14 protein-coding genes are annotated in these 16,356 nt (G+C 39.9%); 8 read left to right on the forward strand and 6 right to left on the reverse strand.

All coding sequences use genetic code 11. The features are described 5' to 3' along the window. The first annotated feature begins 236 nt into the window (after positions 1-236). Positions 237-3,257 carry a CHAT domain-containing tetratricopeptide repeat protein gene (locus VB740_RS07140; RefSeq protein WP_323199349.1) on the forward strand — a complete coding sequence of 1,007 codons (3,021 nt, stop codon included), beginning with the start codon at positions 237-239 and terminating at the stop codon, positions 3,255-3,257. Positions 3,258-3,282: 25 nt separating this feature from the next. Here VB740_RS07140 and VB740_RS07145 read toward each other — a convergent pair whose 3' ends face one another. Together VB740_RS07145 and VB740_RS07150 are read right to left on the reverse strand one after the other, a co-directional pair. Further along, the gene (locus VB740_RS07145; RefSeq protein WP_323199363.1) at positions 3,283-3,747 is read right to left on the reverse strand and encodes a DUF29 domain-containing protein; all 465 of its coding nucleotides are present in this window, start codon (positions 3,745-3,747) and stop codon (positions 3,283-3,285) included. Positions 3,748-3,932: 185 nt separating this feature from the next. Further along, positions 3,933-4,529 carry a glyoxalase-like domain protein gene (locus tag VB740_RS07150; RefSeq protein WP_323199350.1) on the reverse strand — a complete coding sequence of 199 codons (597 nt, stop codon included), beginning with the start codon at positions 4,527-4,529 and terminating at the stop codon, positions 3,933-3,935. A gap of 196 nt (positions 4,530-4,725) precedes the next feature. On the opposite strand from VB740_RS07150, the gene VB740_RS07155 reads away from it, so the two are divergent. Both VB740_RS07155 and VB740_RS07160 read left to right on the forward strand, forming a co-directional pair. Next, entirely contained in the window at positions 4,726-5,355 is a 630-nt protein-coding gene (locus VB740_RS07155; RefSeq protein ID WP_323199351.1) for a sigma-70 family RNA polymerase sigma factor, read from the forward strand. Between the two features lie 98 nt (positions 5,356-5,453). Further along, a complete protein-coding gene (locus VB740_RS07160) occupies positions 5,454-6,536 on the forward strand; it encodes a tetratricopeptide repeat protein (RefSeq protein WP_323199352.1) in 1,083 nt (360 codons plus the stop codon). 164 nt (positions 6,537-6,700) lie between these two features. On the opposite strand, the gene VB740_RS07165 is transcribed toward VB740_RS07160, so the two are convergent. Together VB740_RS07165 and VB740_RS07170 are read right to left on the reverse strand one after the other, a co-directional pair. Then, positions 6,701-7,531 (reverse strand): hypothetical protein, encoded by an 831-nt coding sequence (locus tag VB740_RS07165; protein ID WP_323199353.1) that lies wholly within the window; start codon positions 7,529-7,531, stop codon positions 6,701-6,703. A gap of 592 nt (positions 7,532-8,123) precedes the next feature. Beyond that, on the reverse strand, positions 8,124-9,539 hold the full coding sequence (locus VB740_RS07170) for a sensor histidine kinase (protein ID WP_323199354.1): 1,416 nt from the start codon (positions 9,537-9,539) through the stop codon (positions 8,124-8,126). Positions 9,540-9,842: 303 nt separating this feature from the next. Between VB740_RS07170 and ppk1 the strand changes: the two genes are divergently transcribed. Further along, positions 9,843-12,023 carry a polyphosphate kinase 1 gene (gene ppk1, locus VB740_RS07175; protein WP_323199355.1) on the forward strand — a complete coding sequence of 727 codons (2,181 nt, stop codon included), beginning with the start codon at positions 9,843-9,845 and terminating at the stop codon, positions 12,021-12,023. A gap of 191 nt (positions 12,024-12,214) precedes the next feature. Next, entirely contained in the window at positions 12,215-12,631 is a 417-nt protein-coding gene (locus tag VB740_RS07180) for a response regulator transcription factor (RefSeq protein ID WP_323199356.1), read from the forward strand. Between the two features lie 129 nt (positions 12,632-12,760). Here VB740_RS07180 and VB740_RS07185 read toward each other — a convergent pair whose 3' ends face one another. Next, positions 12,761-12,934: a hypothetical protein gene (locus VB740_RS07185; RefSeq protein ID WP_323199357.1), complete on the reverse strand. Its 174-nt coding sequence runs from the start codon at positions 12,932-12,934 to the stop codon at positions 12,761-12,763. Positions 12,935-13,243: 309 nt separating this feature from the next. On the opposite strand from VB740_RS07185, the gene VB740_RS07190 reads away from it, so the two are divergent. Further along, on the forward strand, positions 13,244-13,813 hold the full coding sequence (locus VB740_RS07190) for a DUF2854 domain-containing protein (RefSeq protein ID WP_323199358.1): 570 nt from the start codon (positions 13,244-13,246) through the stop codon (positions 13,811-13,813). Between the two features lie 177 nt (positions 13,814-13,990). Here VB740_RS07190 and VB740_RS07195 read toward each other — a convergent pair whose 3' ends face one another. Continuing rightward, positions 13,991-14,251 carry a chlororespiratory reduction protein 7 gene (locus VB740_RS07195; RefSeq protein ID WP_323199359.1) on the reverse strand — a complete coding sequence of 87 codons (261 nt, stop codon included), beginning with the start codon at positions 14,249-14,251 and terminating at the stop codon, positions 13,991-13,993. A 610-nt stretch (positions 14,252-14,861) separates the two neighbouring features. On the opposite strand from VB740_RS07195, the gene VB740_RS07200 reads away from it, so the two are divergent. Both VB740_RS07200 and VB740_RS07205 read left to right on the forward strand, forming a co-directional pair. Then, positions 14,862-15,062, forward strand: a complete 201-nt coding sequence (locus VB740_RS07200; protein ID WP_323199360.1) for a hypothetical protein — start codon at positions 14,862-14,864, stop codon at positions 15,060-15,062. Then, complete coding sequence (locus tag VB740_RS07205) at positions 15,050-16,075, forward strand: PleD family two-component system response regulator (protein WP_323199361.1); 1,026 nt, start codon at positions 15,050-15,052, stop codon at positions 16,073-16,075. Before VB740_RS07200 ends, VB740_RS07205 begins: the two co-directional genes overlap by 13 nt. The last annotated feature ends 281 nt before the right edge of the window (positions 16,076-16,356 follow it).

Genomic DNA, 16,356 nt, shown 5'->3' on the forward strand with positions numbered 1-16,356 from the left:
AGATTAAGTAAATAAAAATGGGAAAAAGATTCGGTAATTTCAAATCTAAGCAAGTTCAACAAAACCGCAATACTGAATTTTATTTTTTTCTAAAAGAAGCATCACATATAAGCTATAAAAGTATAAGTACTGGTAAATATGAGATTGCATATTCGTTTATAGAAGCAAATTTAGACAAGTTAAATTATGAATTTCTTAATTGGCTTCAGACAAAAATACCGGAGAATCTGTCTAAAATGGATTTTAAAAAAGCAATCTTATTAGGAACAAAACTTTGTGGTTTTAGTGAGATCCTTTACAAGTTTCCTTTAGGAAATAAAGCACTAAACTTAGAAATTTCTATTAACCAATGGGAAATTTGTGCTGAATTTATAAGTAATCAAAAAGTAAAGTTTGTAAAATTATTATGGGCAGAAATACAATGCAATCTTAGTTTAGCCTATAGTAGCCGGATATATGGACATAAACACGAGAATATAGAAAAAGCAATATCAGCTTGCCATGAAGCATTAAAATTCGTCAAACGTGAAGATATGCCTGAAATGTGGGCAACAATCAAAAATAATTTGGCGCTGGCTTATCTTTACCGTATTTATGGAGAAAAAGCTGATAACTTAGAACAGGCAATTAGTCTTTTAAAGGCTGCTTTACCAATTCACACCCGCGAATTATTTCCTAAAGACTGGGCAAAGCTACAACACAATTTGGGAGAAGCTTATTTTCAAAGAGTTAAAGGTGATAAAGCAGAAAATTTGGATAAGGCTTTAATGTATCTTAGTTCAGCTTTGGAAGTTTATACAAAAGAAAGTTTTCCAACATTATGGGCTAATAGTTTTAACACTTTAGGTGCTGTATTTGTTGAACGAATTCATGGCGATCGCGCAGAAAATTTGAAAATGGCGATCGCTTCCTTTGAAGCAGCCTTGCAAGTCCGTATCCGTGAGGCTTTACCTGATGATTGGGCACAAACAAAACTAAATCTAGCAAATGCCTACCGTGAGAGAATTAGAGGCAACCAAGTTGTTAATTTGGAAATAGCTATTGAAAGTTACACAGATGCTTTGCAGGTCTATACCAAAGAGACATTTCCTAGAGAATGGGCTATAACCCAAAACAATTTAGGAATAGCATATTTAAAGCCGCCATACCTCTACTTTGCGAAAAATCAGGAACGAGCGATCGCAGCCTTTGAATCAGCTTTGCAAATCTACAGTCAAGAGACGTTTCCTATGGATTGGGCAATGGCTCAAAAAAATTTGGGTATTGTTTACAGTAAAAGGATAATAGGAAACAAACCGGAAAATTTGGATAAAGCAATTCAATATTATGAAGCAGCCTTCCAAGTTTTTACCCGTGATAGTTTTCCCGACTATTGGGCTAAAAACCAAAATAATCTCGCCATTGCCTACACACATTTAGGGAAGATTGATAAAGCGATCGCTTGTTGTCGATTTTCTCTAGAAATCTTCACAGCTACAGCTTTTCCTTCACAGTGCTTAACAGCTTCTAACCAACTAGGTGAGATTGCTACAAACGCAAAGCGTTGGTTAGAAGCTATCGAAGGATATAGCCTAGCCATCGAAGCAGTCGAAATAAGTCGTTCTTGGGCAAAATCTGAATCACGTCGTCAAGAAATTTTAGAAGAAGCTATTGATGTTTATGAAAAAATGGTGCAAGCCTGCATCAATGCTGGACAAATAGAAAAAGCCTTTGAATATTCAGAGCGATCGCGTTCCAAACTTCTTGTAGACTTAATGGCAAGCTACAACCTATTTCAAGGCGAAGAAATACCCCCAAAAGTCCAAAAATTATTGCAGCAATACGAAGAACTGCAACAACAAATTGAGCAAGAACGCCAAAGTCATAAATCTGAAAATAACCGTAGTGAAACACGCGCTATTTGGGAAGAACGCAACCAAAAAATCATATTTTTAGAAAGACAAAAACAACAAGTTTGGGAAAATATCAGACGCGAAGATCCTGTATTAGCTGGAGAAATTCAAGTTAACCCTCTGAAATTGTCAGAAATTCAAAAGCTAATTGACCAAACCAATACAGCTATTCTCAGTTTCTACACTACCAACAGCGACACCCATATTTTTGTCGTGCAGCAAAACAAAATTACTCTCCACACCTGCATAGGACAAGGGTTAGATATATTACAAGGCTGGATTGAGCAGAATTGGTTATTGCCTTATAGAGATGAACCCAAAAAATGGCAAACTCAAATTAACAGTATTCTCCGCGAACTAGCTGAATGCCTACAAATATCTGAACTCATATCCGAACATCTTCAAGGAATAGAAGAATTAATTTTAGTACCTCACCGGTTACTGCATCAGATTCCTTTCACAGCTTTGCCTACAGGAGAATATCAGGAATATTTAGGAGATAAATTTCTGATTCGTTACACCCCGAGTTGCCAAATTTTAGGATTTTGTCAACAACGCGATACTGTAGGGATATTTAATGAAATATCTCTAAAATATGGAACTGTGGAAGATGCCGAAGATAATCTTCCCTGTGCCAGATTTGAAGGCGAAAAACTTGCCCAAATATACAATATTCCACGAGAGAATAGATTAATTGGCAGCAATCAAGCTACCACTAAAAACTATCGACAATTAGCACAACAAGTTCAAGTACTTCATTCCTGCCACCATGCCAAATATTGTCGCGATAATCCTTTAGAATCACAGTTAAAATTAGCTGATGGTAGCATTACCTTGGGGCAATTGATGACTCCAAACTGGCGTTTACCTCAACTTGTAGAAGTCTTTTTATGTTGCTGCGAAACTAATTTAGGTACTCCTTCCTTAACTGATGATATTCTTACTCTCTCCACAGGATTTTTGTGTGCTGGTGCTAGAAGCGTTGTTAGTAGTTTATGGTTAATAGATGACTTAGCAACAGCATTATTTTCTATCTTTTATTACCAACATCGACAAGAAGGTAACAGCCGTCCTAAAGCTTTACAGCAAGCCCAAATCAAACTGCGCGAACTTAAGAAAGAGGCACTGCTAAGTAGAGAGGATATACAAGAATTTTATAGTCAAGTTACCAACAAATCGAAAGAAGCAAAAACTAATAGAAACCAATATTCCAAAGGTTCAGCCACCTATTTAGAGTGGGACTGTGAATATAAAAAGTACCGTAAAGTATTAAGTCAAATTTATGACATAAAAAATTCGACTCAGGAATTTCCCTTTTCAGATCCTCGGTACTGGGCTGCTTTTATTTGCCACGGTTTACGGTGATAAAAGATTATTTGGGTAATTGTAATTACTCACCCTGCTCCTTAACCTGATTTAGATTTTGTAAAAATTCAGGATTTAGAGTTTCGCTTAAAGTATAAGGACAGATTTCTGGAAAAACTTGCTCACCTAACTCAGTTTCTCGAATTGCTAAAGCTAAACCTAATTCATAAACAGTCAGGAAAACTTCATCTAGATGGGGTTTCAAACTAGGGCTATCTTGCAGAAGCAGCTTAATTTGGACACGTTGCTCTCGAATTGTACTCAACCAGTTATTACTACGTTTTTCAGGTTGAAATTGCCATTTCAGTAAATGCCCTAGCAATACTCCTAGCCGATTTCTCAATTCTTGCCGTTCTCTTCTGCCCAAAGTTTCAATTTCTTCAATCAGATTAACAGTATCTAATTGATCCCACTGTTGAGTTTTGAGTAAGCTAACCTGCTCTTGAGTCCAATCATAGAAGTCTGTTTCATACAGATGAGATGTGTACATATTTTCCACGGCCATAAGCTTTTATTTAGCAAAAACCGATAATGACTTTGGATAATCAATCGTACAGTGATGCCTACGGCGGCAAGCTACGCTTCACCTGCTATATAAAAAATATTGGGTAGAGCGATGCCTACGGCGGCAAACTACGCACCCCACCCAACCTAAAATAATCTAAAATCTAATGACTAATTCGCTACCTCAGCCACCTCAATCACGCGCCCTTCATAGTCCTTAACCAAAAAATTCAGGGGCTTCTGGTTACGAATCTTGAATTTCAAACCGCGCGTTTCGACTCGCATTAAAATCATTTCCAAGCAGTCGTGATCAAAACAAACGTGGCGTTGTTGATTTTTGCTACCTAAACTCGCTCCAGTAATGACATGTAGCTGGGTGTTTTTCTTCAATTGATACCACAGCCCATCATTGGCATTATTCATCATTTTACTAGACAAGCTCGGCCCAGTAGACATATATAGTGGATCAATGCCAGTTGCGCCGATAGTTTGTTCGTAATTGTAGTAGTAGTGCAATGGCACCTCAGCTGCTGGCAAATCTAGCAGCCCTTCATACAACTGTCGGGCAATCTCCAAATCCGACACCATTACAGTGTGTACTTTTGGGGCACTGGTGAGGAACATCCACATTGCGCCAGCGTAAGCTGCTAGCAGCATCACCATAATGCCTTGAGTGGAGAACAGGCTATCTAAGGGCAGGGAAGGCAGAAAGGAGCCTAAGGTAAGGGGACTGAGCAGGAACGATATCACACTAACTGCTATAACCATGAACAAATAAGGATTCTATAAGGGAGCCGATTTTATGATTGTCGATAAAGACTAAAATTAAGTCTTTGCTTCTAGTTTATCAATACTGAAGTAGTCTGAGTTTGAGCTACAAACTGGGCAACACCAAGATATTATGCGATTAACTACGGGAGTGCAATTCCCAAAACTATTTTAACAACTATCGATCGAAAGGCTTATGCAAATTCCTCATTTCCCGGAAGCTAATCACCCGCTGGTGAAGTCGCTGTTCCATCACAGTGACCATGAACTACTTACTCTGTTTCAGCAAAATCCAGATGCCGGAAAATACTTTACGGTGATTTTCTGCCGCTACAGTCCCATAGTGTATACCTTAATCCGGCATTCGGCGCGATCGCCTGTGCAGGCAGATTATCTGTTTGCCCTCACTTGGCGGCATATTTATTACGAACTCGGTGGGCTAAATTTAACTGACTCGGAATCAGGTGAGGAAGCTTTAACCATGCAGAATTGGTTAATTAATATGACAGCTTTCTGTATTAACGAGATTAAACTACCACCCACAGAAGCAATTCATTATTCTCTTCAAGCAACTTCGCCGCCGCTATGGTGCTATGTAGAACAAGCATTAGACCAACTACCACCTGTTTTGCGATTAATCGTGTTAATGGCTCAAACTTTCCACTGGAGCGAAACTAGAATCGCTGCCTATCTGCAAGCTGAAGGAGAAGCGATCGCTCCAAACGAAGTAGCCAATTTTCTCCAGGAAGGTTATCGTATGCTAGAGGACAAATTACCCGCAGATATCCGCGCCATATACTTTGGGGAGGATTTAGCGCAATCATAACTTAAGTGTAAACGCGTATATTGTTTGTCTTCAATTTAAAAACTTAAAACTTTTTCTTAGACCTTCTACTTAAACCCGTAACTTTAGGGGTAATTTTTATGAAACAACGGCTTCTATTTCCCACGCAAAAGGTAGGCTTAGTTTGTGTAGGTGCGATTTCTCGTCCCCAGGTGCTTTTACACAGCTTTTTAGTATTTACTTTTTTGCTGAATCCCATAGCTGCGGGTGCGGTTGATATTACGCAACAACTCCACCGCCCTTTAAATAGTAACGTTGGGCGACAATCAAGAGATGAAGCAGATAGCTTTCTGAGTATTGGTAAACAACAATACGCCTCAGGAAATGTCGATAAAACAATTGCATCTTGCTTGCGGGCACTGGAACTATATCACTCAATTGGCGATCTAAAAGCCCAAGGTCTGACTTATAATTTACTTGCCAAGGCTTATTTTCAGCTAGGTAGTTTAAAAGAAGCAGAAGATTCTTTACGGCGAGGATTAGCGATCGCTCGTGATACTAAAGACTTTCAAGCTCAGATTTTTGTCCTGAATAATATCGCTACATTTTTGTTGCAACAAGGAGAATTCGCTACTGCTGGCAAAACGCTTGAAGATACACTCTCAATTGCTCACAATGTCAAAAATATTGAAGGTGAAGGACTATCTTTGAGTAATTTGGGTTTGGTAACTGCCAGGTTGGGAGATTATAACAAGGCGATTAAATTGTATGAAAATGCTTTAATTTTCCGCCGTCAGACTGGCGATGCCATCGGTGAAGCAAATACCCTCAATAATTTAGGTGATGCCTACCTAGCATCTGGAAATTATCAGGATACCATTGCCACTTATGGGGCAGCAATGCGGACAGCTAAAACCAACCGCGATCGCACTAATGAATTACGGGCAATTGACGGTTTAGTTACAGCTCACACTGCTGTAGGACGCTATGAACGGGCTTTTGATTTACTAGAGCAACGTTTAAAACTCGCTAAAGAATTGCAAAATTTGCGAGAAGAATTAAAATCTTTTGAGTCTTACGCTCAGTTATACAAGCAACAAGGTAATTATTTAACTGCCCGCAATTTTTACGAAAGGGCGATTATACTGGCGCGAACATTGGAAGACAGCAAACAAGAAGTGCAATTGCTAGATCAACTAACTAAAATGCTTCAACGAAAGTAGGAGCAATTCATAAACTGCCCCTACTTTCCCTCTTGCCTCTTGCCTATTGCCTATTGCCTATTCCCTGCCTCTTGCCTATTGCCTATTGCCTATTGCCTCTTACCCGCCTCCACGACTAATTTCACAATCTCATTTAGGATTGCTATATTTTTTCCACTATCTGATTAATTCAAGAAGAGTGAACCGTTTTGTTCAATTCTCATAGTACTTCTACCTTGTGCTACATCGGTGGCTTCGTTAAATCTAACTTCTAAACTTCCTGCCTCTGAAGAAATTTGTGGAGTCACCGTCAACTGTCCGCCATCTTCACGTTGGAATGTCACAGTTACTGGTGCGCTTAAACTTTGCAGTGTTACATCAGACTTACCCGATAGCGATCGCGGTGCTGTATCGCCAATTACTTGGTAGGTTACATTAGTCGCAGTGTCATTTACCAACCTGATATTAACTCTACCATTTGCCAGTGCGATCGTAGCGTTGGGGGCTTGTTGCTGACTGGGTAAGGGTATTGGAGTTGTTGAAGTATTTCGGCTTCCGGGTGTTATGTTTTGCTCACCAGGGACTACGGTTGCTGGGCTGACACCTGGTTCTGATGATGTCGAAGGTTGCGTAGAACCGTCAGGCTGCACAGTATTTTGGGGCTGATTACCAATACTAGGATTGGGATTAACTGTTGAAGAAGGGGTTCCCTGAGGTGTTTCACCGCCTACGCCCAATCTTGTTTGCTCTTGTGATGGGTTAGCGGGAAGAAGCCCTTGAGCAGCTAGTCTTTGAGTTAGCGCATTCGCAGGACATCCTTGCGGTACGACAACCCGACTGTTATGTGGTTCTTCGTAGAAAATTCTAGGGCAGGGGTTAATCTTGGGAGTAGATTGTTGTGTTACTGATTGTTGTGCTACTGCTTGAGGAATTGCTGGCAGAGTGATCAATAATCCACCACACATAGCACCAAATAACTCAGCAGACTTGCGAAAATTTTTAAACTTCATATTCATTCTTAACTCCTGATACAATTCAATTTCTCTTTCTTTAAAAGAAAAGTTTCTCAAACAGCAAATTTAATTAGCGGCTAATTTGTACCGAATACATATAAAAGTTAACAACTCAGCCGATTTTTTATCTCTAACTATAGGTTCATTAATAAGAGATAGTCAAACATAATATAGGAATCATATTTGATTTCTGAAAATATTTCGGTAGGGTGTGTTATGCCGTAGGCTAACGCACCATCCGAAGATTTTGGTGCGTTACGGAAGCCGTAACACATCCTACATTTTTTTCATAAATCAAATACTAGTACAACACGGCGTAAATAAACCACCCATTCCAAATCGGCAAAAAGTCTGTCCTATAAGCTTTTTGACTTTTGACTTTTGACTTCCGCCTTGCGGTACTAGTCCTATATCTCATTCTAAAGTTTGACAAACTTAATCAATTAAATAAGAAAGCAAGTATGAATAATCCAAATATGAAACTATTAGCAAGCAATTCGATTGCTAAACATTGCGACTGTTGCTATGCAAGCAATTTAACAAATAAATTTCCTTTCGTGCATCTGTCACAAGAAACAATTGTTGAATTTATGAATTAAGACTCAAGAGTTATTGGTAAAGTGACAGTGAACGTAGTGCCAAAGCCTTGGGTGCTTTCAACTTGAATATGACCCTGGTGATGTTCCACAATAGCTTGAGCGATCGCTAATCCTAATCCTGAACCAGTAGCGCTTGCTGTAGCTGTATTCCCAGTTGTATGGGTTCGTGCCGGATCTACCCGATAAAAGCGGTCAAACAAGCGTGGTAGGGCTGACGCTGGAATTCCAACTCCGGTATCACTGACTTTAATTTGCAACTGGGCACTGGTGTAACGTAGTCCAGAAACACGATTTATTCCCTCTATCCGCGCCAATTCGATTTTCACTCGTCCACCTGCTGATGTGTAATGCAAGGCGTTAGCAATTAAATTTGTGAACAGTCGCACCAACTGATCCCAATTGCCAACCAGGGTAAACCAATTTTCTAGTAATTCTGGACTAGTTTCGGAGGCGGGAGGGTCAATTAAGTCTAGAGAAAGAGCGATTTTTTTTTCAGGGACTAACAATTGTTGTTCTTCAACCACTTCCATCAGCAAAGCGTCCAAGGGACAAGGTGAAAAGACATCTTTGCTAATACCACTATCCTGCCTTGCTAAGAACAGTAAGTCATTGACTAACTTACCCAAACGCTGCGTTAACCTTTCCACTACCTTTAACTGTTGCCGATACTGCAAAGAAGTAGCTGCCTCTGTCTCTGCTAAATCCAAGTCAGCAAGGGCAACTTGCACATTTGTTTGAATCAAAGTAATGGGACTTCTAAGTTCATGGGAAGCATCAGCAGTAAATTGTTTGAGGCGTTGATAAGATTCACGTACAGGTTCCATCGCTTTACCCGAAAGAAACCAGCCACTTGCTCCCACAGAAAGCACCATTAACCAAATACCTAGTGCCAAATCAAAAATTAACTGGCGACTGGGTTTAGTGACTTCAAACCAGGGATGACTAACACGCAGATATCCCAATACCTGCCGCCCAACTTCTACTCGCTGTGTAATTTGCCGCAATAATAGCCCTGAGTCGCTCCAAGTCCCGTTGTCTGCCTTGACTACGCGTACAGTTTCACCAGTAAGGTTGGCATGAATGGGAATATTTAGGGGTTCAAATAGAGTTGACCAAAGTAATTCACCGGTCGGGCTAAACCATTCTAGGTCAATGTGATCATCTTCTACAGTGTCAACATTATTACGAAAACTGGATTCTACATTAACGCGTAATTTTTCGACATTACCATTGATTGGCTCAACTACAAGCGATCGCTCTACAATTTCCACCACATGATTGAGGGTATCGTCAATCCGCTCGATTAATGTACTGCGGACATATAAATATACTCCACTGGCGAATAATAGTAGTAATACAGCGGTGATTGCAGTGTACCAGACGGCAAGACGACGGCGAGTAGCTTGAAACATATAACGCACCACTCTCAGCGAGAATACACCCTACATATACTTAAATTTTTTCAAAAATCAAATCGGATTGTTATAGACGTAACAATTAGCAAAGACGTTATTTACGATCAAAATTTACAATTCCCAATTTACATAGCAGTGAAGAAAATACAAGATAATTACCTTCTGCTAATCCCTGAATTTTTTTGTTTAGGCGAAGAAACAAAGTTTGACACCAAGGCGCTTCACCTCTATGCACTATTTAACTTACTATATTTATATTCTCCAGTTAAATGGTCTATATCTGCCTGCCTTTAGGTCATTATGGCAAAATCTAAAAAAAGCTCTACCCCCATCAATCTCAGCGACCCACAATATTATCTTAACCGAGAGTTAAGCTGGCTAGAATTTAATGCCAGGGTATTACATGAAGCCTGTGACGATCGCACACCTCTTCTAGAACGTCTCAAGTTTTTGGGAATCTTCAACTCCAATTTGGATGAGTTTTTCATGGTACGTGTTGCTGGTTTAAAGCAACAAGTAGAGGCGAAAGTGAGCCTGTTAACTTCCGATGGTCGAACACCACAACAACAGTTAGACGATATTAGGTCTACCCTCACTCCTATTGTAAAGAAAGAGCATCAACATTTTGAGGAAGTACTTCGTCCAATACTTGTAAATCATGGTATCCATATCCTGGATTACATAGATTTGAATCAAAAACAGCGGACTCATCTCAACAGTTATTTTTATGAACAAGTCTTTCCAGTTTTGACTCCCCTGGCTGTTGATCCTAGTCATCCATTTCCTTTTATTTCTAATCTCAGTCTGAATCTGGCTGTTGTGGTCAAAAACCCAAACACCGAAGAAGAACTCTTTGCCAGAGTAAAAGTCCCCAGTGTTTTACCACGATTTTTACCCATACCGCCTGAGTTGGGAGATCAGAACAGCGAAAAACCTGCTCACTGGACTGGAGTACCCTTAGAACAAGCGATCGCTCATAACTTGGAATCTTTATTTCCAGGGATGAACATTCAAGAATATCACCCGTTCCGCATTACCCGTGATGCCGATTTGGTCTTAGAAGAAGATGAGGCAGATGACTTATTGTTAGCGATTGAACAGGAATTGCGAAAACGCCGCTTGGGTGGGAGTCCAGTCCGGTTGGAAATTCAATCCCAGACTCCTGAAATAGTGCGATCGCGATTATTGCATGATTTGGAATTAACAGAAAGTGACCTTTACGAAGTAGACGGTCTTTTGGGATTGCGGGATTTGATGTCTTTTATGTCCTTGCCATTGCCAGAACTTAAAGATCCACCACGCCAATCTGTTGTACCATCACGCCTGCAAAGATTGAGGGAACCGAGTTTAGATCCAGATGCATTGGAGACGGACGAAGGAAAAGACTTTTTTGCTGTGATTCAAGAAAAGGATTTGCTAGTACACCATCCCTATCAATCCTTTTCGGCTACAGTGGTGCGCTTTATTACCCATGCTGCCTACGATCCCAATGTGTTAGCCATCAAGATGACCCTTTACCGGACTTCTGGTGACTCGCCCATTGTCAACGCTTTAATTGCCGCCGCCGAAAATGGCAAGCAGATATCCGTACTGGTGGAATTAAAGGCGCGATTTGATGAAGAGAATAATATTTACTGGGCAAGACGACTAGAAAGAGTAGGAGTTCATGTAGTCTATGGTCTAGTCGGGCTGAAAACCCACAGTAAAACCGTTTTAGTGGTACGGCGGGAAAAAGATCGGATACGTCGGTACGTGCATATAGGCACAGGTAACTATAACCAAAAAACGGCACGGCTGTATACAGACTTGGGATTGTTTAGTTGCCGTGAGGAATTGGGTGCTGACATCACAGATTTATTTAATTTCTTAACAGGCTACTCCCTGCAAAAGTCTTATCGAGAATTACTGGTTGCGCCTGTGAATATGCGCGATCGCTTTTTGGCGCTAATTCACCGCGAAATTGAAAATGTTCAAAATGGATTTTCTGGACGCATAGTTGCCAAAATGAATTCCCTAGTCGATCCGCAAATTATCGCCACCTTATATGAAGCTTCCCGCGCCGGAGTGCAAATCGACTTAATTATCAGAGGCGTTTGCTGTTTGCGCCCAGGACTCAAAGACATTAGTGAAAACATTCGCATAATCAGCATTGTCGGTCGCTTTTTAGAACACTCCCGGATTTATTATTTTCATAACAATACACAGGAAGAAATCTATATCGGCAGTGCCGACTGGATGCGCCGCAATTTAGATCGCCGAGTGGAAGTAATTACCCCAGTCAAAGACCCTGATGTTGCCAAAGATTTGCAAGAAATTATGGGAATTATGCTCGCAGATAATCGTCAAGCTTGGGAATTACAAGCCGATGGTACTTATATTCAACGCCGTCCCTATGATGATTCTCCAGAAGCTAATTCACAAAAAATTCTTATGAATATGGCATTACGCTCAAGTGGTGTAGCCTCAAACCTGATTGATTAAAAAATAAGTAACTTCTACCTTGACAACTAGTTCAACTTAGTTTTTTAAAAAAACTTGACTTTTTTGAGAAGTTATCTAAGTTGTTTGTCATGGATTCACGCAAGTTATTCAACCATAGGATAGAGTTAGTCCTGGCATTTGTTCCCATAAACTAGAGGGGCTGTTCTGAAATAATTTCGTTCTTCGCCTCAATGTTAATGTTATCCTGTGAGCTTTCTACCTTGCGTGTTCTAGTAGTTGATGACCACGAACTGACTCGTTTAACCTTACAATTAGTTTTTTCTTGCCAGGAAAATATTCAAGTAGTAGGTTTAGCCACTAATGGTGAAGAAGCTATAGAAATGGTTAAACGTTGCCAGCCTGACGTCATTGTTTTAGATTTACAGATGCCAGTCATGGATGGCTGGAGTGCGTCTAGTCAGATTAAGGCTATATCTCCGAACACCCAGATCCTTGCTTACTCCTCAGTAGAAGACGTAAATCTTCAGAATACAAAGGCAATGTCTAGCTTTGATGACGTTTGCAAAAAAGATGTGCCTACAAGCGAACTTATTGCCTTAGTTAGGCAGTTAGGTCAGCGTGCAGGAGATGGTTCTGTTGCAGGATAAATGATCCAGCTATGTTGCTTCACTAACTTACACTTAGTTCAGTTCTGAGGATTTGAGAACATGATAATACTGAGGAGCGTCGGTATAACCTGAAGTTTACGGTTAAACCGACGCAATTTTTGATAATTTCTACTCTACCGGAATGGTGCGTCTAAATTCATCAATTAACTCATCCAGTTCTTCCAAAGCCTGATTTACGTCAACTCTCAAAGTTCCCAAATTTGGTTGCTCAAGTAAGCTTAACAGGTAATCACGTTTGCTTTGAACTGCGGCAATTCGTTCTTTTATAGTCTGTAAATCCATTATTTTTTTCCTATCTTTAACTACCTTTAAGTTTAAAGTTAACTCAAAATCAAACATTCTGGGGCACTATACGCCCTAAGTAATCCACTACAATAAGCTTGTGGTCGAGAAACTCTCAGTGTCCTTGTGTCTACCAAAATTCTGATACAAGCAAGGCAGAACCTCTTGACTTCTTACCGTATCAGTCTTAACCCGGCAATTTTGAGTGGTTGAATACTAGTGACTGGGGACGATGTTCTTCCCTAATTTGTTACTCATAGCCGATGATAATAAAACTGAGGTATTCAGAATTTATATTAATTTAAGCTCATGCTACGCAAAATCTCTTTGGGAACACTCGGTTTAACTGTTGGCGGTATATTAACCATCATGGGCTTCGTCGCCTATGCTGCTAATAATGCCACACTTAATCTTGTCGGATTTTTTTACGGGATTCCTTTATTGTTGGGAGGGTTGGCGCTAAAAGCTAATGAACTCAAGCCAGTACCTTTTAGCCAAACTACGTCACCGTCAGCCTTGATATTGCGGGAACAGCAAGCAACTGATACTCAAAATAAAATTCGCAAAGACATCACCCGATATTGTTACGGTCAAGATGCTCATCTAGATACAACACTTTCTTTTTTGGGTTTGAGTCCCTCTGACCAGGAACGGCCAACAGTAACAGGCTTACGAGAAACAGAAATCAATGGCAGCTATGCCCTAATTTTAGAATTTGATTCACCACTAATACCAATTGATGTGTGGCAAAAAAAGCAGGAAAAAATGACTAACTATTTTGGCCCCGGATTAGAGGTTAAAATAACGCAGCCATCTGAAGATAGAATTGAGCTAGCGTTGATCAATACTCCACAACAGTCATTAGTCAGTAGTCAATAGTCAATAGTCAAGAAGAAAAGTTATCTTTACAAATTTTAGATCCCCCTAAATCCCCCTTAAAAAGGGGGACTTTGATTCCAGTTACCCGCTTTTTAAGGGGGGTTAGGGGGGATCTAAAAGTACCGAAAGTCACAGCAAAAAACTTTTCAAACAACCTCTTAACCAGTGATCAAAAAGTTACTTTTCTAAACGAACTGCATACCATTGCAAATATTGCCCAGGAGCAATATCTAATTCGCAGCTAGTGTCAAGTAAATATTGCGCTTGAGCTTCCGCAGTATCAAACTTTTGCAAGTCAGGTGGCAAATCTTGAATTATAAGTTGTTGGATAGTTGTTTTGAGCTTTTCTAATAACTCTGATTGTGTCAGAAATTGTTCTGGTTGATTTGTTTCTAAAACAACAAAGTGATCTTGCTGATACATTAATGAGTCTGGCATTTTAAAGATTTAGTGAATGTAAATAGGTTTTGACTTTTTTTGTAAGAACTTTTGGTTATTAGTGTAGCTAAAAATATGGTGGTTTTATGTACTGCCTGTGAAGTAATTTAAGATTTAATTGTTTAAAATAAAATATTAATTTTATTTTAGTATAGCTTCATTTAAAGTTAGATAAAGAATTACTGTATTTTCTAAAAAATATATTTTTTAATTTAACTAAATATACTAAATCGAATTCAGTAAAATTTTCTTTTATTTATTAACCCCAATCGTCTCAAAAATCAAGTTTTACACAAAGTTTAATTTCAGTTTTATGTAATTATACTAAACCTCCGCTACACTTCCCAAATAGCTAAATGAATTTCAGTGAACTGACATTATTATTTAGTCTTAACGATCTTTGGAGCAAGCTTTAGCAATCGTTTTAACCTGTATCTTTAAATTTCTCAACTAACTACAGAGCTAAATAACTAAGGTGTGGATTTGTAATTTTCAAAAAAATCGCAATTTGACTTGAATAATGGGGAAATATAAAGGTAGCATTTCCTCCCATAACCATAGCCGAACAAAAAGGTAAGAATTGCCTTCGTGTTCCAATTATAGATTGTCTATGCAACTTAGTTATCTACCGCTTGCTTGGCTCACTAACATTGAGCAGTCTATTGTAAAAAAACAGTTGATTGGGAAGCCAGACACATCTTTGCCGCAAATCCTGGCATTGATTAAAAAAGCGATCGCTCCCATGCGATTGAGTTGCACAGCCCCTTTCAGGATAGTCCCGCAAGTGGAAGGCAACTCATGTCAGGCATAAGCCCATTTTCTGTTTCTAAGCAACCTCCACTGATTCTAGTGGCTGATGATGACAAAACTATCCGAGTATTGTTGCGTAAAGCTATGGAACAAGAAGGTTATCGGGTGGTTGAGGTTAATGATGGTAAGCAATGTTTAGATGCTTACGAAACTATCAAACCAGATATAGTTCTGCTAGATGCTGTAATGCCTGTAATGGATGGCTTTACCTGCTGTAAGCACTTGCTCCAGATTGCCAGGAATAATTTAATCTCAGCCCTTGCAACCTTTGATACTGACTCAACACTTAATAATACTGTGATCTCTAAGATATGGGAGCGCACTCCCATATTAATGATCACATGCTTGGATGATGAAGAATCCGTAGACCGTGCTTTTGACGCAGGGGCGACTGATTATGTCACTAAACCAATTCACTGGCCTGTATTGCGCCAGCGGTTGCGCCGACTGCTACAGCAAGTGCAAGTATACAAACAGTTAGAGGCAGCAAACCAAGCTTTGCAGCACCTTGCCAATGTGGATGGCTTAACTGAGTTAGCCAATCGTCGCCGTTTTGACGATTATCTCAATACTCAGTGGATTAATCTGGCACAAGAGGAATTTCCTTTGTCAATGATTTTGTGTGATATCGACTATTTTAAATTTTATAACGATAGATATGGTCATCCTGCTGGGGATGTCTGTTTACAAAAAGTGGGTGCTTTATTAAGCCTTAAGGCACAAAAACATCAGGATTTAGTAGCGCGTTATGGTGGCGAAGAATTTGCTGTGATTATGCCATATACCCCTGCATCTGGCGCAGTTCATGTTGCCGCAGCGATACAAGCGGGAATCAAAGGCTTGCAAATTGCTCATGACGGGTCTGCGGTGAGTCAGTATGTCACCCTCAGTATGGGCGTAGCTACTGTTGTGCCCACTTGGGAATCCTCACCTTCAGATTTGATTGTCCAGGCAGATAAAGCACTCTACCAAGCAAAGGCCGGGGGGCGCGATCGCTTTGTCTCAAGTTCTTAGTTGTCATTAGTCATTAGTCATTTGTCATTAGTGAATGACCATAAATAAAAAGGTACAGAGCAAATAAATTTATTTATGGTTACTGAGCGTAGCCGTAAAGCCTGCGGCATAGCTACGCTTAAGGCGCAGCCTCTCGTAGAGAAGTATGGGCTTGGTAAATTTTTGACCAATTATTCCTTGATGGTACAGAGCAACTAAATTCATTTATGGATAGATAAATTTTAAGCTTTGCTTGGTTCAAGCCCCCGGATAAATCCTGGGGCATTAATTGCGAATTGCGA

Origin of the sequence: Nostoc sp. UHCC 0251 (genome assembly GCF_034932245.1) — a bacterium.
GTDB lineage: Bacteria > Cyanobacteriota > Cyanobacteriia > Cyanobacteriales > Nostocaceae > Nostoc.